This window comes from Azospirillum sp. OGB3 (assembly GCF_014192915.1).
GTDB lineage: Bacteria > Pseudomonadota > Alphaproteobacteria > Azospirillales > Azospirillaceae > Azospirillum.
In genome coordinates this window covers 12687-29557 of record NZ_JACHYN010000001.1, presented here as the reverse complement: position 1 = coordinate 29557, position 16871 = coordinate 12687, and the positions used below count along the sequence as shown (strand labels likewise).

Here is a 16871-nt window from a genome sequence, read left to right as displayed (position 1 = left end):
TCGGAAGCCGCCCGCAGAAAGCGCCCGCAGAAAACGCCCACAGAAAAATAAAATTTCATCAAACCGTCATGACAACGTTGTCATCCAAACAAAGCGGCGATATGATAACGTTGTCATTAGCGTTTATCGCCTTGCCCCATCGGTTGGTCAGGATAGCCCCATGAGCCTGTTTCTCGATGCCCTGCTCGACAGCCCCTTAGACGACAGCATCCGGGGGGTGCCGCCTGGGGCGGCCCCGCTGCGGCTGCGCGATGTCGGCGCCCAGGGCTGGAGGCCGGCCGCGGGCGACATGGCGCTTCCGGTGCTGACGCTCGACGAGGACGCCTTCGCCGCCAACCGGGACCTGATCTTCGCCTATGCGCGCCGCCACGGCGTGGCGCTGGCCCCGCACGCCAAGACGCCGATGGCCCCGCAGATCGCCTCCGCCCTGGTGGCGGCCGGCGCCTGGGGCGCCACCGTCGCCAACCTCCAGCAGGCCGCCGTTCTGCTGCGCGCCGGCGTGACCCGGCTGATCCTCGCCAACGAGATCGGTGGCCGGGCCAGCGGCGAGCGGCTGGGCGCGCTGCTCGCCGCCCATCCCGACGCCGACCTGCGCGCCTTCGCCGACTCCCCCGCCGCGGTCGAGACGCTCGCCGCCGCGGCGCGCGCCGCCGGCCGCCCCTCCGAACGTCCGCTGTCCGTCCTGGTCGAGGTCGGCGCCGGCCGCGCCGGCGCCCGCGACCGGGCGGCGGTGAACGCGATCCTCGCCGCGGTCGTCCGGCATCCCGGCCTGCTGGTCCTCGACGGCGTCGCCACCTACGAAGGGGCGGTCGCCACCGCCGACCCGGCCGAGACGGCCGCCAACATCGACGCCCTGATGCGGCGCACGGCGGAGGCCTTGGCGCTGGTGCGCGCGCTGGCGCCGGAGCGGCCGTTGCTGCTCACCGCGGGCGGCTCCGCCTTCTTCGACATGGTGGTCGCCGGTCTGGCCCCGGTCGCCGAAGCCGATGGCAACGCCACGCTGGTGCTGCGCAGCGGCGCCATCTTCTTCCACGACCACGGCGTCTACGAACGCGCGCTCGGCGCGCTCGACGCCCGGCAAGGGTTCGCCTGCGGCGGCGCCACGGCGGCCGATTTCCGCCCGGCCCTGCGCCTGTGGGCGGAGGTGCTGACCCGGCCGGAACCGGAACTGGCCATCTGCGGCTTCGGCATGCGCGACGCCTCCTTCGACCAGGGCCTGCCCCGGCCCCTGCGGGTCCACCGCGACGGCGCCGCGCTCTCCGCGGAGGGCCTGCGGGTGACCCGGCTGAACGACCAGCACGCCTTTGTCGCCGTGCCGGGCGGCCATGATCTCGCGGTTGGCGACATCGTCGAGTTCGGGATCTCGCACCCCTGCACCTGCATCGACCGCTGGCGCGTGCTGTTCGGCCTCGGCGCCGACGGGCGGGTCCGCAGCGCCTACCGCACCTTCTTCGGCTGATCCAAGGCGGCCAGACACGCCATGCAGACATTGAATTTCCAGCAGCTCCTGCGCTACCAGGACCAGCTGATCGACGGCACGCTGCACACGCTGCTGCTGACCCTGGTCGCCGCCCTGATCGGCACCGCCATCGGCGTCGCCGGGGCGGCGGCGGTGCGCAGCGGGCCGCGCCCGGTGCGCTGGGCAATCCGCGGCTATGTCGAGCTGATCCGCAACACGCCGTCGCTGATCCAGCTGTTCGTGGTCTTCTTCGTGCTGCCGGGCTTCGGCTTGCGCATGGGAGCCTTCGAGGCGGCGGCGATCGCGCTCGGCCTCTATTTCGGCGCCTACTGCACCGAGATCGTCCGGGCCGGGCTCGACGCCATTCCCGGCAGCCAGGTCGAGGCCGGCCAGTGCCTGGGGCTGACCCGCTGGCAGGTGTTCCGCCATGTCGTTCTGCCGCCGGCCCTGCGCAGCGTCTACCCCGCCTTCACCAGCCAGTTCGTCCTGCTGCTGCTCGGCACCTCGCTGGCCTCGCAGATCTCGGCGGAGGAGCTGTTCCACACCGGCGGCTTCATCGAGACGCGCACCTACCGCAGCTTCGAGGTCTATGCCGTGATCTGCGGCATCTACTTCGCCCTGGTGATGACCTTCAAACTGCTGTTCGCCGCGGTGGGGCACCTCGCCTTCCGCTGGCCGGTGCGGCGCTGACGGAGACACCGGCCATGCGTTCCTTTTCCCTCGCCGACTTCCTGTCGCTGCTCAGCGCGCTGCAATGGACGGGCGTCCTCGTCCTCATCGCGCTCGCCTTCGGCGCCCCGCTGGCGCTGGGGCTGGCCCTGATGCGGACCAGCGCCCGCCGCGCGCTGCGCTGGACCGCCACCGCCTTCCTCCAGCTCGTCCAGGGCGTCCCGCTGCTCGGCCTGCTGATGTTCTTCTACTTCGGCATGCCGGTCTTCCTCGGGGTGGAGATGCCGCCGCTGGTCGCCGTCGGGATCGCCATGACCGTCTACACCGCCTCCTTCCTCGGCGAGATCTGGCGCGGCGGCATCGAGGCGGTGAAGCACGAGCAGTGGGAGGCCGCCGCCTGTCTCGGCCTGTCGACCTGGCACCAGTTCCGCTACGTCATCGCGCCGCAGGCCTTCCGCATGGCGCTGCCGCCGACCGTCGGCTTCCTCGTCCAGCTCATCAAGGGTACGTCGCTGGCCTCCATCGTCGGCTTCGTCGAACTCGCCCGCGCCGGCCAGCTGGTCAGCGCCGCCACCTTCCAGCCCCTGCTGGTCTATTCGATCGTCGCGGCGATCTACTTCGCCGCCTGCCTGCCCCTCACCCTGTGGGCGCGTTCCCTGGAGGCCCGTCTCAATGGCGCTCGTTGACATCAAGAACGTTACCAAGAGCTACGGTTCCATCGAGGTGCTCAAGGGGGTTTCGCTCAGCATCGACGAGGGCGAGATCGTCACCATCATCGGCAAGTCGGGCTCCGGGAAATCGACCCTGCTGCGCTGCATCAACGCGCTGGAGCGCATCGACGGCGGCGAGATCACGGTGGAGGGCCAGTCGGTGCGCACCGACATGCCGAACCTGCGCGGCTTCCGCCAGCGCGTCGGCATCGTCTTCCAGGCCTTCAACCTGTTCCCGCACCTGACGGTGGAGCGCAACATCACGCTGGCCCCGGTCCTCAACAAGCGGATCGCCAAGGCGGAGGGCCGGGCCCTGGCGCTGGACGTGCTGGCCCGCGTCGGGCTGGCCGACAAGATCGACGCCTACCCGGCCCAGCTCTCGGGCGGGCAGCAGCAGCGCGTCGCCATCGCCCGCTGCCTCGCCATGGGACCGCACCTGATGCTGTTCGACGAGGTGACGTCGGCCCTCGACCCGGAGCTGGTCGGCGAGGTTCTGAAGGTGATGGAGGACATGGCGCGCCAGGGCATGACGATGGTCCTGGTCACCCACGAGATGGGCTTCGCCCGCAACGTCGCCTCCAAGATCGTCTTCATGCACCAGGGCCGCGTCTGGGAGGAGGGGCCGCCGGCGGACCTCTTCGCCAATCCCCGCACCCCCGAACTGCGGAGCTTCATCGCCTCCGCGCGCTGAGCCGCCACCGGTTCCCCTTCACCGACCCTCTCAAGGGCCGGACAACGACCAGAACAGAGGAGCAATGTCGTGAGACTCTTCCGGACCCTTGCCGCCGCCGTGGCGGTCTGCGCCACCGCCGCCCTGTCCGCCGCCGCCCTGCCGTCCGCCGCGAAGGCGGATGCCCTGCAGAGCGCGCTGTCGGCCGGCAAGCTGCGCGTCGGCGTGCTGATGGACGCCGCCCCCTGGGGCTTCAAGGACGCCAAGGGCGAGGCCGCCGGCCTCGACATCGACCTTGCCAAGCTGATGGCCGCCGACATGGGCGTGAAGCTGGAGCTGGTCCAGGTGACCGGGGCCAACCGCATCCCCAGCCTGCTCGCCAACAAGGTGGACGTGCTGATCGCCGCCGCCGGCGCGACGCCGGAGCGCGCCCAGCAGGTGACCTTCTCCCAGCCCTACGCCGCGGTCAATCTCGGCGTCTACGGGCAGAAGGCGATGGCCACCGCCACCGATCCGGCCGAGCTGAAGGGGCACAGCATCGGCGTCGCCAAGGGCTCGACGCTCGACATCTGGCTGACCGACAACGCCCCCGGCGCCAAGCTGGTCCGCTTCGAGGACACCCCCGGCGCCATCGCCGCCTATCTGGCCGGCCAGGTCGAGACCTTCGCCGAGAACAGCGCCATCGCGCTGAAGGTCACGGAAGACAATCCCGGCAAGGACGTCGAGCTGAAGTTCCTGATCCGCCAATCGCCGGCCCATGTGGTCGTCCGCCACGGCGAGCAGGACATGGTCAACTGGATCAACACCTTCCTGTTCTACAACCGCCTGAACGGCAAGCTGGGCGCCCTTCAGATGAAGTGGTTCAAGGAAAAGCAGACGCTTCCGCAGATGTAATCCGCCGTTCGGCATCGCAAGAGAGGTTTCATTCGATGATCACAAGGTTCCAGGTCGGTTCGCGCATGAGCCAGGCCGTCGTCTGCCAGGGCATGGTCCACATCGCGGGCCAGGTCGCCAACAACCGCAAGGGTTCGATCGGGGAGCAGACCCGGGACGTGCTGGCGAAGATCGATGCCCTGCTGGAGGAAGCCGGCACCGACAAGTCCAAGCTGGTCGCCGTCAACGTCTTCCTGCCGCACATCACCGACTTCGACGCCATGAACGAGGTCTACGACGCCTGGATCGACCCCGCCAACCCGCCGGCCCGCGCCTGCACCGAGGCGCGGCTGGCCGACCCGGACCTGCGGGTCGAAATGACGGCGCTGGCCGCTCTGTAAGCCGGATTTTTCGGCGAACCGGAGGAGGCGCCAGGCAACCGCTGCTGAGGCGCCTCTCCGCCAGAAGGTTTTAGGAATGCACACTGGCCTTTACCACGCGCTCGATTTCGCCGCCGACGGCAAGTCGTTGGATTTCCTCAGCATCCCGTTCTCGGTGGACCGCTCCCCCTACTATCAGGTGAAGGTCCCGGTCTGCCGCGTGCGCAACGGGGCTGGTCCGCGCGTGCTGCTGATGGCGGGCAACCATGGCGACGAGTACGAAGGCGAATTGCTGCTGGGCCGCCTGTTCCGCCGGCTCGACCCCGCGCGCATCCGCGGCGAGGTGACGATCCTGCCGGCCACCAACGCGCCGGCCGTGATGGCGGCGCGGCGCCGCTCGCCGCTGGACGAGGGCAACCTCAACCGCGCCTTTCCCGGCGACCCGGCCGGTTCCCCGACCTTCCGGCTGGCGCATTTCCTCGAACACGAGCTGTTTCCGCGCCACGACGTGGTGTTCGACCTCCATTCCGGCGGCACCTCGATGGCCCACCTGCCTTGCGCCCTGATCGAGCGGCAGGGCACGCCCGACCGGCTGGGCCGCGCCCTGGAGCTGATGCAGGCGTTGGGCATGCCCTACGGCTTCGTGGCCGAAAACGGCGCCACGGCCCCGACCTCGATGGCGGCGGCGGCGCGGGCCGGGGTCATCGGCATCAGCGGCGAGTTCGGCGGCGGCGGCACGGTGACGCCGGAGACCATGGCCTACACCGCCCGCGCGATCGACAACCTGCTGATCGCCGTCGGTTTGACCGATGCGCCGGTCCTCTCGGCTCCCGGGCCTGCTTCAGCGCCCATGCAACTGCTTCAGCTTGACAGCCACCGGCAGGCGATCTACGCGCTGCGGCGCGGCTGGTTCGAGCCGGCGGTCGACGTCGGGGCGCGGGTCGATGCCGGCGACCTCGCCGGCTGGTTCCACGACCTGACGCGCCTCGACCAGCCGGAGGAGGAACTGCGCTTCCAGGAGGCGGGCATCGTCATTTCGCGGCGCCTGCACAGCGACAGCGAGGCCGGCGATTGCCTGATCCAGGTGGCGCGGCCGGTCGAGGAAGCGGGCATCCTGGCGCGCGCGGCCTGAGCGCGGCCTGAGCGCGGATTGACGACCGCGGACCAACAGACGGGAGACGGGCGGCATGAGTGACACCGGTGCGGCAAAGCGTCCGCCGACCATCGACGACGTCCTCCGCCTGCGGGCCGCGGAACCGTTGCCATCCAGCGACGGGGAACCGGTCGAGGGGGTATCCCGCGACGGCGTGTCCCGCGATGGGGCGGCCCCGCCGCGCATCGTCGAGATCGCCCGGCTTGCCGGGGTCTCGCCGATCACCGTCTCGCGCGCTCTGCGCCATCCGGAAAAGGTGGCCGAGGCCAAGCGCCGCAAGATCCTGGAGATCGTGGAGCGCACCGGCTACGCCACCAACCCCCATGCCCGCGCGCTGAGGTCCGGCCAGTCGACCATCGTCGCCGCCTTCGTCTCGAACCTTCAGAGCCAGCAGTTCTGCCTTGCCGTGCAGGGCTGCGGCGAGGTCCTTGAGCCGCAGGGCTACCAGTTGATGATCGGGCAGACCTCCTACTCCTACGCCAAGGAGACGACGATGATTCAGTCGCTGCGCGAGATGCGTCCGGCGGCGGTCATGTTCACCGGCGTCATCGAGATCGAGGAGAACCGGCGGGCGCTGCGGGCGCTGGGAATCCCGATCATGGAAACCTGGGCCTATCCCCGCGACCCGATCGACATGCTGGTCGGCTTCTCGAACATCGACAGCGGCCGCTTGGCCGCCGAGCATTTCGCCGAGCGCGGCTACCGTCGCGTCGGGTTCATCGGCCGCCGCAGCGGCCGCGGCGCCCTCCGGCTCACCGGCTTCCGCGAGGGCGCCCGCGCCGCCGGGCTCGACATCGTCGCCGAACTGTCCGTCGAAGGGGTCAGCAGCATGGTCGACGGCCGCCGCGCGCTCGGCGACCTCCTGTCGCGCAACGCGGATGTCGAGGCGGTGTTCTGCGCCAACGACCTGTTGGCGACCGGCGCACTGCTGGAAGCCCGCCGGCTGGGCATGCGCCTGCCCGACGACATCGCCATTCTCGGCTTCGGCCACAACGACGTCGCCGAGGAGCTGCCGCCCGGCCTGACCACCATCGGGATCGACAGCCGCGACCTCGGCCGCCAGGCCGGGGCGATGATCCTGCAACGGATGCGCGGCGAGATGCCTGCGGAGCCGACCCGCGCCGTGGAACTGACGCTGGCCCGCCGCGGCAGCAGCTGATTGGCCGATCCCGACCGTCAGCGGTCGTCGTTCCTCCCCATGCGTGAAGCCCGGCCGCTGTTCCGGCCGGGCCTTGCTGCCCGCGATCAGTCGGCCTTGTAGGCGAGCTTGCGGTCGGCCGCCGGCGGCAGGAACCGGCGGGTGAAGATCTGTTCCGGTTTGGGCGTGGCGGTCAGCTGGTAGCCTTCGACCATGATGCCGATCGAGCGGGCGAGGCGCGCGTCGTCCACGTCGCCAAGGCCGAGCCGGTCGACTTCGGGCGACAGGATGAGCCGCTCGTAGGAGAACTTCATGCGGGCGCGTTCAAGCTCCTCCTTGGCCAGATTGTCGTAGGCGAGGACCGCCTTCACCCCGGCCTCGGCGTCCGTGCCGATCTCCACCGCCGCCTTGTTGACCGCGCGGACGAGGCCGGCCACGGCGTCCGGGTTCTCCTTGATCAGCTTCTGCGAGACCATCATGCCGTTGGAATAGAGGTCGAGGCCGAACTCGCCGAACAGCAGCCAGTTGTAGTCCTTGGCGGGGTCCTGGCGGTTGTTGATCAGGTTGAACCAGCTGGTGATGTTGAAGACCAGGGCGCCGTCGATGTCGCCCTTGATCAGCATCGGCTCCTGCAGGTTCGGCCCCATGTTCTCGATGGCGACCTTGGTCATGTCGACCTTGTTGAGCGTGCCGAGCACGGTGACGAGGCGGGTGGTCGGGGTGCCCTGGGCGCCGCCCAGCTTCTTGCCGACGAGATCGGCGGGCTTGGTGATGTTGGTGGTCTTCTTCGAGACGATGGCGAAGGGCGGCTTGTTCCACAGCTGATAGACCATGATCGGCACCTCGCCGGGGCGGGTCGCCGCGTTCTGGATGATCGCGTTGACGTCGCCGAAGCCGGCGTCGTAGGCGCCCGACATGATGCGGGTCACGGTGGCCGCCGAGCCTTCGCCCTGGTCGATGGTGACGTTCAGCCCCTCGGCCTTGAAGTAGCCCTTCTGCTGCGCCAGCAGGAAGGGAGCGTCGGAGCCCTGGGTCTTCCAGCCGAGCGTGAACTTGATGTTGGTTTCGGCCGACGCCGGCCCGCTCAGGCAAAGGCCGAGCGCAAGCGTCGAGAGAAGCTTTTTCAACATGGGAGGCTCCGTTTCGGGGTGAAGGGTCAGGCGGCAGCAAAGCCCTGGCGGCGGGTGGCCCAGCCGGTGACGCGCGCCTCGACGAGCGAGAAGGCGACGTAGAGCAGGATGCCGAGGGCGGCGAGCAGGAAGAGGCCGGCGAAGACCAGCGGCACGTCGAAGTTCGAGGAGGCCGTCATCATCACGTTGCCGATGCCCTTGTTGGAGGCGACGGTTTCGGACAGCACGCTGCCGACGAAGGCGAAGGTGACGGCGATCTTCAGCGAGGCGAAGAAGAAGGGCATGGTGCGGGGCAGCCCGACGTTCCACAGGATGTCGAGCTTGCTGGCGCCGAGCGACTTCAGGACGTCCTCCAGCTCCGGCTCGGTGGTGGCGAGGCCGGTCGCGATGTTGACGACGATCGGGAAGAAGCACATGGCGAGCGCGGTGAGGATGGCCGGCGTCGCGCCCGATCCGAACCACAGCACGAAGATCGGCACCACCGCGACCTTGGGGATCGAGGAGAAGCCGATCAGCAGCGGGTAGACCGTGTCGTAGGCGGTGCGGGAGACGCCGATGGCCGCCCCGATCACCACCCCGACGGTGACGCCCAGGACGAAGCCGATCATCGTGGTCCAGAGGGTCTGCAGCACATGGGGCCACAGGATGCCGAGGCGGTCGACCAGCGTCGCGAACACCTGGCTCGGGCGGGGGAGGACGAGGTCGGAGACCTGAAGGGCGAGGCAGAGGACTTCCCACGTCGCGAAGAAGCCGAGGATGAGGATGCCGGCCCAGAGGCGGCGGCGCAGTTCGTAGCTCATGGCTCAGGCTCCGCGGATGGCGGTGTCGGTGCGCGCGTCGATGATGAGGTCGCGCAGCCGCTGGTTGAGGGCGACGAACTCGGAATCGAAGGTCATCTGGATCGTGCGCGGGCGGGGGAAGTCGACGGCGCTGTCGTCGATGATGCGGCCGGGGCGGGCGCTCATCACGCAGACGCGCGAGGCGAGGAACCCCGCCTCCTTCAGATCGTGGGTGATGAGCAGGACGGTCGGCTTGCGCTTCAGCCACAGGGATTGCATCGTCCCCCACAGCTCCTCGCGCGTGAACTGGTCGAGCGCGCCGAACGGTTCGTCGAGCAGCAGCAGGCTCGGCTCATGGATGAGGGCGCGGCAGAGGTTGGCGCGCTGCAGCATCCCGCCCGACAGCTGCCAGGGATAATGGCCGGCGAACTTGTCGAGCCCGACATCGGCCAGCAGGGCGTGCACGCGGTCGCGATACTCCGTCTTGCGCTTGGCGCGGTAGTCGGAGCGGAAGGGCCGCACGATCTTCAGCGGCAGCATGACGTTCCGCTCGATGGTGAGCCAGGGCAGCATGGTCGGATTCTGGAAGGCCATGCCGATGCGCAGGGCCTTGGCCGCCACCTCGCGCCCGCCGACGAGGACGGCCCCCCGGGTCGGCTGGAGCAGGCCGGCGGTCAGCCGCAGGATCGTCGACTTTCCGCAGCCCGATGGGCCGACCAGGGCGACAAACTCGCCATCGGCGATCCGAAGGTTCGTCTCCTGCAGGGCTGGAACGGCCTTGCCCGGCTTGCCGAACGAAACGGCGGCTTGGGAGAGCTCGACGGCGATGGACGAGCGGCCTTGCTGGATGGCGTGGGATGGGGACATGCGGCGCACCTCGTGACGGACTGGCGAATTGTATGCAACAGGTGCGCCACTTTCCGGAGCGGGCTGCGCTCCAGGTCCGGAACGACCGGGTTTTGGCGAGGAAAAGTGTGTACAATTACTGCATGCAATGAATTTGTGCAGGGTGGTGAGGCTGTTGCATTCAAATGCGGCACTTGGCGACGTTGAATTCGCGCCTGACCTCCCTTATGCAGAGCGGGGCAGGAGAGGGCGGCGATGGTCGAGGAAAAGCGTTCGAGGAAAACCGGTGGTGACCGTGTCGCGGTGATCTGCACGGCCTTGCGGCGCGCGATCATCGAGCGGGCGCTGTCGCCGGGAGACCGGCTGCCGGAGGATGCGCTGGGCGAACGCTTCGGCGTCAGCCGGACCATCGCCCGCAGCGCGCTCGGGCAGTTGGCGGCGGAAGGCCTCGTCGACCTGCGCCGGAACCGCATCGCCGTGGTCGCCGTGCCGTCCTTCGAGGATGCGCGGGACATCTTCGACATCCGGGTCGATCTCGAGCGTCAGGTCGTCCGGCATCTGGCCGGCAAGCTGACCGAGGCCCAGGTGAAGCAGCTGAAGGCCATCGTCGACGCCGAGCATCAGGCCCGGCATGGCGCCGAGGGGATCTCGATCCGCCTGGCGACGGAATTCCATGTTCGGCTGGCGGAAATGACCGGCAAGCCCGTTCTGATCCGCTACGTGACGGAGATCTGCTACCGCGCGGGATTGTCGCTGGCGGTCTTCAGCCGGCCCCATTCCTCCGAATGCGCGGTCAACGAGCATCTGGAACTGATCGAGGCGATCCGGACCGGCCCAACCGACAAGGCCTGCGCCCTCATGGACGAACATTTGGAGGCGGTGGCCTCCCGCGCGCTTCTGCAAAGCTCGGGCACCAGGAGCCGGGACCTCATGGATATCCTGGCGCCCTACACCGAATAAGGGCGCCAGGCATTGAGGTCAGGGGACCAAGTCAAGGGAACCAAGCCAAGGAAAACAGGTCAGCGCGCGCAGGAGGGGTCGAGAATCCACTCGGCGCTGTCGTTCCAGACATCGGTCTCGACGATCAGCCCGTCCCGCACCACGAAGCGGTCGACGTAGCGGTTGTTGTCGAAAGGCGTGCCGTCCGGCCAGGCGCCGTACAGGCAGCCGAGGCTGTAGACGATGGTTTCCGTCTCGCCCGGCACCACATCATAGCGCTCGATCCGCTTCTTCACCCATTTGTAGCGGGCGGCGTTGAAGCCGGTCGGCCCGCTCGGCGTAGTGAACACGCGATTCCCGGTGAAGCGGCAGATGAAACCCGGGGCCACATGTTTCGCCGCGCGCACGGGATCGGGAGCCATGGAGGCGTCCAGATAATCCTTCACGGCCTGCAGATCGCGTTCGGTCATCTCACTCATTGGGAACTCCGCAAGTGTGGTCGGACTGGCATTGAAAGTGCATACTGTTCTTGCATGCAAATGTCACGCCGGATCTGAGATGACGCAGAACCACATTTTCGACCTCCTCTTGCGCAACGCCCGCCTGAGGGGAGGGCAAGGCCTGCAGGACATCGCGGTCCGGCAGGGACGGATCACCGCCATCGGCCCCGCCTTGGCCGGCACCGCCGTCCTCGAGGAGGATGCCGGCGGGCGTCTCGTCCTGCCGGGACTGGTCGATACGCACATCCATCTCGACAAATCCTGTCTGCTCTGCCGGTGCCGCGATGCCGGCGGCGGGCTCAAGGGGGCGATCGCCGCGGTGTCCCGCCTGAAAAGGGAATTCACGGTCGAGGATGTCTACGAGCGCGGCGCCCGCACCCTGGAGCGGGCGGTCACGCAGGGCACCATGTTCATGCGGGCCCATGTGGAACTCGATCCGCTGGTTGGCCTGCGCAGTTTCGAGGCCATGACGCGGCTCAAGCGGGATTACGCCTTCGCCGTCGACCTGTCGATCTGCGTCTTCCCGCAGGAGGGGATGACCCACGACCCGGCGGTCGAACGGCTGCTGACCCAGGCCCTGGCGGAGGGGGCCGATCTCCTGGGCGGCTGTCCTTACACCGATGCCGATCCGTCCCGGCAGATGGAACGGATCTTCGCCCTGGCGGTGGCGCATGACGTCGATCTCGATTTCCATCTGGATTTCGATCTCGATCCCAGCTGGTCCCATCTCGGGGAGATCTGCCGGCGGACGGTGGTGGCGGGCTGGCAGGGGCGGGTCGCCGTCGGCCATGCCACCAAGCTCGCGGCCATCGACGATGCCGCTCTTGAGCGGATGATCGCGCTCCTGGCCGATGCCGGCGTGGGTGTGACGGCCTTGCCCGCGACGGATCTCTATCTCAACGGGCGCGACGCCAACCATCGGGCGCCGCGCGGGGTGGCGCCGGTTCATCGGCTGGCGGAAGGCGGCGTCGCCGTCTCGGTCGCGACCAACAACGTCCTGAATCCCTTCACGCCCTTCGGCGATGGCTCGCTGATCCGGATGGGCAATCTCTACGCGAACCTCATGCATCTGGGGCCTGAGCGTTTCGGTGATTGCCTCGACATGATCTCGACCGGGGCCGCCCGGCTGATGCGGATCGCGGACTATGGCATCGCAGTCGGTGGACGGGCGGACATGATCGTGCTCGACGCCGAAGACGAGGCCGACGCCTTCGGCGGCATAGCCGCGCCCCTCATGGGCTTCAAGCGCGGCCGCAAGAGCTTCGTTCGACCGGCGGCGATGCTGATGAGGTAGCGGACCCCCGGCAACCCGTGGGCTGATGTGGCGGAAGGACCGTCCACCACATCAGCCCACCACAGCGTGCCCGCCAACCCGGCGCTTGCCGGACGCTGTCCGGACCTGTCGCTCAGCCGAACCAGGCGGCGAGGTTTCCGGTCTGTCCAATGATGGTGATGCGGGCTCCAGGCGCCGCCGGTGGTGGTGTAGGTGGCGCCGCCGAGGTGACTGCAGGGCCGGGACGGGCCGTGCCGCGCCCACGGTCAGGACGGCGTCGAAGCCGAGGGCGTCCAGCCCGCCGGGGGCGCTCTGGATGATGCCGCTGGCGTCGTCGCTGCCGTTCGGATCGATGCAGCGGAAGTTGATCGAATCGCCGGCGGTGAGCGTGGCGTTGCTGAGGGTCAGCGTCAGCGTGCTGCCGGACACCGACACGAAGCTCACGTCGACCGGGCTGGTGCTTCCGTTGCCCGTCAGCTCACGGTCACAGTGGCGGAAACGCTGGTGAGGGTGACGACGCGCTGGCCATTGGACGGCGTGCCGGCGCTGGTCAGCGCGATGGTGACGGCCCCCCCATTATCCCCGGTATGGTGAAGCCCAGCATTTCCGACGCGCCATCGACGATGCCCGTCACGGTCAGCGTCAGGCCGGTGAAGACCTGCCCCGTGTCGTTGGTGTTGATGGAGTTGATCGACGAGGGCGTTCCTCTTGATGAGTATTTGCGCTATCCGCATGCAATCGCCCAGTTCCGCGCCTCGAGCTCAAGCCCGATCGACGTCTTTTTGAAGGGCATCGGACGTCACCGGATCATCGCCCTGCGCTCACCAAGTTTCATGAGCAACATCACCGCCGTCGTCGGGACGAAACTGATCGCGACCTTGCTGTCGCGCCTGGAATCGATCGCGCTGTCGCAGGGCCTGCTGTCCTTCCCGCTGCCGTTCCTGATCCCGAATTTCAATGACTCACTGGTCTGGCACCGCCGCACCGAGGCCGATCCCTCTGGCATCTGGCTGCGGCGCCTGTTGATAGAAACGCGCTGACCGCTGTTGCCGAAGGTCGGATAAGCCGCTGTTGTTCCGCCCCTCGGAGACCTGGGGCGGTTCGCATCTCAGAACTGCCAGTTCGCGGGGACCCAGGCGTAGCCGCCGTCGGTCTTGAGCATCCGGCCAAGGCCCGGAAACGGAAAATGGAAACCCAGCACCGGAATGCGGTCGGCGGCCGCCTGGTCGAAGACGCGCCGGCGCGAGGCGAGCGCGGTTTCCTTGTCGCGATCGGGGCCGGGACGCCAGGGATTGTCGACGTTGACGACCGGGTGGTAGGCGAGGTCGGCGGTCAGCAGCAACTGGTCGTTCCCGGAATGGACGAGGAAGGTCGCCATGCCCGGCGTGTGGCCGGAGGCGGCGATCGTCGTGAGGCCCGGCACGATCTCGGCGCCCGCCTCATAGAGTTCGACCTCGTTTCCGACCGGTTCGAGGCTGCTCTTGATCGCGGCGGCGAAGCGCAGGCGGAAATCCTCCGGAACGGGCATGTAGGACAGATCCGGATCGTTGCGGACGAAGAAATCCCAGTCCGCCCTCGGCACGAAGACGGTGGCCCGGGGGAACGCCCTGCCGCCGGTCGCGGTCCTGAGATTGCCGACATGGTCGGGATGGGTGTGCGAAATCACGATGGCGTCGATGTCCGCAGGACCAAGCCCGACCGCCGCGAGGTTCTGAAAAATCCGTCCGCCGTTCGGCCCCATCGTCGCGCCCGCGCCGGCCTCGACAAGGATGCGCCGACCGCCGGTTTCGATCAGAAGGGTGTTCAGATTCAACGTCATGTGGTCGGTCGGCAGGAAGGCGCGCCGCAGCACCTCCTGAAGTTCCGCTTCGGGCGCATCGCTCGCATAGACGCGGGGCGGACCGCCGATCACGCCGTCGCTCAACACCGTCGCGCCGATCTCGCCGACCCGGAAACGGTAATGGCCGGCGTTGCCGGTCGCGGGCGTCGCCTGCGCAGACGCGCCCCCATCGCCACCGGGAAGAACCAGGGTCGATGCGCCGACGACCGCGGACAGCATGATCCTGCGTCGGTTCAGGGTGAGGGCATTCATCGGCGTTTCCTTCCGAGTGGGGGCGCCCGCTTCCCCCCACGGCACCGGAGGGGACCGGTCATGGGCGGCGTTCGGGCGCGACAATCAACCGCAGATCGACCATGACACGGCAGGATTGCGCTGATAAGCTCGTTAAATGTGACCGGCTTGATTAGGTCTGCTTCGCAATGAACCCCCTTCGCTTGGACAGCTTCGATGTGTTCGTGGCAATCGTGCGCTGTGGCGGGTTCCGCGCGGCGGCGCTCGAACGGGGCGTCTCGTCATCGGCCTTGAGCCAGACGATGAACGCCCTGGAGGAGGCTCTCGGCATCCGGCTGCTCAACCGGACGACGAGGAGCGTGTCGCCGACGGAGGCCGGGCAGCGCCTCCTCGATCGCCTGGCCCCGGCGCTGAGCGATATACAGCTTGCCATCGCCGAGGTCGACGAGCTGAGGGACAGCCCGTCGGGAACGGTGCGGATCAACGCGCCGGCGCCCGCCGTCGATCATCTCCTGTGCCCGCTGGTCTTCGACTTCATGGACGCCTATCCCGAGGTCAAGATCGAGATCATCAGCGATGCCGCGGTGATCGACATCGTGGAGCAGGGGTTCGATGCCGGCGTCCGGTTCGGGAAGCAGTTGGCGCAGGACATGATCGCGGTCCCGTTCGGGCCGTCGCTCCGATACGCGATCGTCGCGTCACCGGGTTACATCGCGCGGCATGGCCAGCCGGTGACGCCGCATGCCCTCGTCGAGCATGACTGCATCAGGCGGCGGTTTCCCGGGGGCACCCTCGTCACGTGGCGGTTCGCCCGTGGGAGCGACGCGCTGGAGGTCACGCCCGCCGGACGCCTGACGGTCAGCACGGTGCACAACGAACTCCAGGCCGCCCTGGCCGGCCGGGGCATCGCCCACGTCCTGGACGACTATGCGAAACCCCATGTCCAGGACGGTCGGCTGGTGGAGCTTTTCCCGGAGTGGAGCCCCACCTTGCCGCACTGGTATCTGTATTACCCGAACCGCCGCCTTCCGAGCGCGGCCATGCGGGCGTTCCTCGATCACATGAAGGGCTACGACTGGCGGGCGGGGGATCAGGCCAGCTTCTGAACGACGGTCGCGATGCTGGAGCCCAGGTCACCCAGCGTCTTGACCGTCGAGCCGTACTCATCCGCGTATTTCTTGAGGATCGTCTTCCAGTCGGCGTTTGGGATCGCATCGTAGGTGGACGGGTCGAACGCCCGCCGCGCTCCGTCGATCATCGCGTCCAGACGCTTCAGGTCGGCGCGGGCTCCATTCAGCAGGGGGGTGAGGCGGTCGATCAGATCCTTGTACTGCTTCACCTTCTTGACGAGAGCCAGGATGGAGGCATCTTCGGTCACGGCGATTCCGTCGATCTTCTTCTGACTGAGGATGCGCTCCACGTCTTCGTACTTGGCCTCCGCCGCCCGAAGCTGCCGCTCCAGCTTGTTCACCGATTCCGCCATGAGGTAGCGCCGGCTCTCGGCCCGCTCGACCACCTTCATCGCCTCCTGCGCGCTGCTCCGGTGCTTCGCCACGGCGCTTTGCAAGGCGACGACCTCGTCCGCGCCGTCGTTGAAACTGTCGTAGGCCGCCTTCCCCTCCTTGACCACGTCGAGCGTGATCTTGGCGCCCGCCACGACCAGCGGCAGCGCCGCGCCTCCGGTCAGCACCGTGGCCGTGATGGCGAGGGCCGTCGCCGTCAGAGCGAGGGCGATCTTTCCCACCGTCTTGGCGTAAACCTTCCACTTCATGTCTTCGAGCATCTTGCGCACGGCCGCGTCCAGGCCGGCGAAGGCCTTCTTCACGATCAGCTTCATGACCGTCGCGATACCGCCGACGATTCCCCCGAAGCGGTCGGCGGCCCGCTGCTCCATGGTGTCGTTGATCGTGTTCAGAAACAGAAACAGGTTGCGGCCGTCGATCTCGTGCTTCGCGATCTTTTGATCCCACGCCTGAATTTGCTTCTTTATTTCGGCTACCGTCTTCTCTTCGGTCTTCATCAACTCCTGAATGGCCTCGCGCACATTCTTGTTGAAGAGATCGACGACCTTCTTCGGCATCGGCTTTCCCGATGGGTCCGTTTTTGGAGAGTCCCAGGAAAACTCGACATCCACCTTGTTGTTGTTTCCGGAAAATTCGAAATATTTGTATTTTCCGTAGTCGTAGGAGAATTTTATCGACTGGTCCGCCATGCTGTCCATCCTCCACCGCAAAATGCCGCAAGGCGTCGCCCGGTCAGGAAGACGGCCATGGCAACAGGG

At 67.6% G+C, this 16871-nt stretch carries 19 protein-coding genes; 12 read left to right on the top strand and 7 right to left on the bottom strand.

Annotated features, from left to right (window positions below):
- Positions 1 to 160 precede the first annotated feature (160 nt).
- The 8 genes from FHW79_RS00150 to FHW79_RS00115 all read left to right on the top strand — a co-directional run bounded on the left by FHW79_RS00150 (position 161) and on the right by FHW79_RS00115 (position 7073).
- Positions 161 to 1459 (top strand): alanine racemase, encoded by a 1299-nt coding sequence (locus tag FHW79_RS00150; protein WP_183177145.1) that lies wholly within the window; start codon positions 161 to 163, stop codon positions 1457 to 1459.
- Between the two features lie 21 nt (positions 1460 to 1480).
- Positions 1481 to 2149 (top strand): amino acid ABC transporter permease, encoded by a 669-nt coding sequence (locus tag FHW79_RS00145; protein ID WP_137118677.1) that lies wholly within the window; start codon positions 1481 to 1483, stop codon positions 2147 to 2149.
- Between the two features lie 14 nt (positions 2150 to 2163).
- Entirely contained in the window at positions 2164 to 2814 is a 651-nt protein-coding gene (locus FHW79_RS00140; RefSeq protein WP_014198859.1) for an amino acid ABC transporter permease, read from the top strand.
- Entirely contained in the window at positions 2801 to 3529 is a 729-nt protein-coding gene (locus FHW79_RS00135) for an amino acid ABC transporter ATP-binding protein (RefSeq protein WP_183177144.1), read from the top strand. The genes FHW79_RS00140 and FHW79_RS00135 overlap by 14 nt, the downstream gene beginning before the upstream one ends.
- 69 nt (positions 3530 to 3598) lie before the next feature.
- On the top strand, positions 3599 to 4402 hold the full coding sequence (locus FHW79_RS00130) for a transporter substrate-binding domain-containing protein (protein WP_183177143.1): 804 nt from the start codon (positions 3599 to 3601) through the stop codon (positions 4400 to 4402).
- Positions 4403 to 4437: 35 nt separating this feature from the next.
- The gene (locus tag FHW79_RS00125; RefSeq protein WP_145704490.1) at positions 4438 to 4782 is read left to right on the top strand and encodes a RidA family protein; all 345 of its coding nucleotides are present in this window, start codon (positions 4438 to 4440) and stop codon (positions 4780 to 4782) included.
- 76 nt (positions 4783 to 4858) lie between these two features.
- Complete coding sequence (locus tag FHW79_RS00120) at positions 4859 to 5893, top strand: succinylglutamate desuccinylase/aspartoacylase family protein (protein WP_183177142.1); 1035 nt, start codon at positions 4859 to 4861, stop codon at positions 5891 to 5893.
- Between the two features lie 55 nt (positions 5894 to 5948).
- Entirely contained in the window at positions 5949 to 7073 is a 1125-nt protein-coding gene (locus FHW79_RS00115; protein WP_183177141.1) for a LacI family DNA-binding transcriptional regulator, read from the top strand.
- Positions 7074 to 7159: 86 nt separating this feature from the next.
- Here the strand turns inward: FHW79_RS00115 and FHW79_RS00110 are convergent, their stop codons facing one another.
- Genes FHW79_RS00110 through FHW79_RS00100 form a run of 3 tightly spaced genes read right to left on the bottom strand, consistent with a single transcriptional unit; the run spans position 7160 to position 9828 of the window.
- On the bottom strand, positions 7160 to 8182 hold the full coding sequence (locus tag FHW79_RS00110) for an ABC transporter substrate-binding protein (RefSeq protein ID WP_183177140.1): 1023 nt from the start codon (positions 8180 to 8182) through the stop codon (positions 7160 to 7162).
- A gap of 26 nt (positions 8183 to 8208) precedes the next feature.
- Positions 8209 to 8982: an ABC transporter permease gene (locus FHW79_RS00105; protein ID WP_183177139.1), complete on the bottom strand. Its 774-nt coding sequence runs from the start codon at positions 8980 to 8982 to the stop codon at positions 8209 to 8211.
- Between the two features lie 3 nt (positions 8983 to 8985).
- The gene (locus tag FHW79_RS00100) at positions 8986 to 9828 is read right to left on the bottom strand and encodes an ABC transporter ATP-binding protein (protein WP_183177138.1); all 843 of its coding nucleotides are present in this window, start codon (positions 9826 to 9828) and stop codon (positions 8986 to 8988) included.
- Between the two features lie 234 nt (positions 9829 to 10062).
- Here FHW79_RS00100 and FHW79_RS00095 point away from each other — a divergent pair, with 234 nt between their 5' ends.
- Positions 10063 to 10767, top strand: a complete 705-nt coding sequence (locus FHW79_RS00095; RefSeq protein ID WP_183177137.1) for a GntR family transcriptional regulator — start codon at positions 10063 to 10065, stop codon at positions 10765 to 10767.
- 59 nt (positions 10768 to 10826) lie between these two features.
- Here FHW79_RS00095 and FHW79_RS00090 read toward each other — a convergent pair whose 3' ends face one another.
- Complete coding sequence (locus tag FHW79_RS00090; protein ID WP_183177136.1) at positions 10827 to 11225, bottom strand: nuclear transport factor 2 family protein; 399 nt, start codon at positions 11223 to 11225, stop codon at positions 10827 to 10829.
- 79 nt (positions 11226 to 11304) lie between these two features.
- On the opposite strand from FHW79_RS00090, the gene FHW79_RS00085 reads away from it, so the two are divergent.
- Positions 11305 to 12540: an amidohydrolase family protein gene (locus FHW79_RS00085; RefSeq protein WP_183177135.1), complete on the top strand. Its 1236-nt coding sequence runs from the start codon at positions 11305 to 11307 to the stop codon at positions 12538 to 12540.
- Positions 12541 to 12591: 51 nt separating this feature from the next.
- Here the strand turns inward: FHW79_RS00085 and FHW79_RS00080 are convergent, their stop codons facing one another.
- Positions 12592 to 12963 (bottom strand): hypothetical protein, encoded by a 372-nt coding sequence (locus FHW79_RS00080; protein ID WP_183177134.1) that lies wholly within the window; start codon positions 12961 to 12963, stop codon positions 12592 to 12594.
- A gap of 143 nt (positions 12964 to 13106) precedes the next feature.
- Here FHW79_RS00080 and FHW79_RS00075 point away from each other — a divergent pair, with 143 nt between their 5' ends.
- A complete protein-coding gene (locus FHW79_RS00075; RefSeq protein WP_183177133.1) occupies positions 13107 to 13559 on the top strand; it encodes a hypothetical protein in 453 nt (150 codons plus the stop codon).
- Positions 13560 to 13627: 68 nt separating this feature from the next.
- Here the strand turns inward: FHW79_RS00075 and FHW79_RS00070 are convergent, their stop codons facing one another.
- Positions 13628 to 14695 carry an MBL fold metallo-hydrolase gene (locus tag FHW79_RS00070; protein WP_247884096.1) on the bottom strand — a complete coding sequence of 356 codons (1068 nt, stop codon included), beginning with the start codon at positions 14693 to 14695 and terminating at the stop codon, positions 13628 to 13630.
- 98 nt (positions 14696 to 14793) lie between these two features.
- On the opposite strand from FHW79_RS00070, the gene FHW79_RS00065 reads away from it, so the two are divergent.
- Positions 14794 to 15696: a LysR family transcriptional regulator gene (locus FHW79_RS00065; protein WP_247884095.1), complete on the top strand. Its 903-nt coding sequence runs from the start codon at positions 14794 to 14796 to the stop codon at positions 15694 to 15696.
- Here the strand turns inward: FHW79_RS00065 and FHW79_RS00060 are convergent.
- On the bottom strand, positions 15681 to 16802 hold the full coding sequence (locus FHW79_RS00060) for a hypothetical protein (protein WP_183177131.1): 1122 nt from the start codon (positions 16800 to 16802) through the stop codon (positions 15681 to 15683). The two genes, FHW79_RS00065 and FHW79_RS00060, sit on opposite strands and share 16 nt — an antisense overlap.
- Between the last annotated feature and the right edge of the window lie 69 nt (positions 16803 to 16871).

Coding starts and splice junctions, on each gene's coding strand:
- FHW79_RS00150 (WP_183177145.1), top strand. CDS start 161: ATGAGCCTGTTTCTCGATGCCCTGCTCGACAGCCCCTTAGACGACAGC.
- FHW79_RS00145 (WP_137118677.1), top strand. CDS start 1,481: ATGCAGACATTGAATTTCCAGCAGCTCCTGCGCTACCAGGACCAGCTG.
- FHW79_RS00140 (WP_014198859.1), top strand. CDS start 2,164: ATGCGTTCCTTTTCCCTCGCCGACTTCCTGTCGCTGCTCAGCGCGCTG.
- FHW79_RS00135 (WP_183177144.1), top strand. CDS start 2,801: ATGGCGCTCGTTGACATCAAGAACGTTACCAAGAGCTACGGTTCCATC.
- FHW79_RS00125 (WP_145704490.1), top strand. CDS start 4,438: ATGATCACAAGGTTCCAGGTCGGTTCGCGCATGAGCCAGGCCGTCGTC.
- FHW79_RS00120 (WP_183177142.1), top strand. CDS start 4,859: ATGCACACTGGCCTTTACCACGCGCTCGATTTCGCCGCCGACGGCAAG.
- FHW79_RS00115 (WP_183177141.1), top strand. CDS start 5,949: ATGAGTGACACCGGTGCGGCAAAGCGTCCGCCGACCATCGACGACGTC.
- FHW79_RS00110 (WP_183177140.1), bottom strand. CDS start 8,182: ATGTTGAAAAAGCTTCTCTCGACGCTTGCGCTCGGCCTTTGCCTGAGC.
- FHW79_RS00105 (WP_183177139.1), bottom strand. CDS start 8,982: ATGAGCTACGAACTGCGCCGCCGCCTCTGGGCCGGCATCCTCATCCTC.
- FHW79_RS00100 (WP_183177138.1), bottom strand. CDS start 9,828: ATGTCCCCATCCCACGCCATCCAGCAAGGCCGCTCGTCCATCGCCGTC.
- FHW79_RS00095 (WP_183177137.1), top strand. CDS start 10,063: ATGGTCGAGGAAAAGCGTTCGAGGAAAACCGGTGGTGACCGTGTCGCG.
- FHW79_RS00090 (WP_183177136.1), bottom strand. CDS start 11,225: ATGAGTGAGATGACCGAACGCGATCTGCAGGCCGTGAAGGATTATCTG.
- FHW79_RS00085 (WP_183177135.1), top strand. CDS start 11,305: ATGACGCAGAACCACATTTTCGACCTCCTCTTGCGCAACGCCCGCCTG.
- FHW79_RS00075 (WP_183177133.1), top strand. CDS start 13,107: ATGGTGAAGCCCAGCATTTCCGACGCGCCATCGACGATGCCCGTCACG.
- FHW79_RS00060 (WP_183177131.1), bottom strand. CDS start 16,802: ATGGCGGACCAGTCGATAAAATTCTCCTACGACTACGGAAAATACAAA.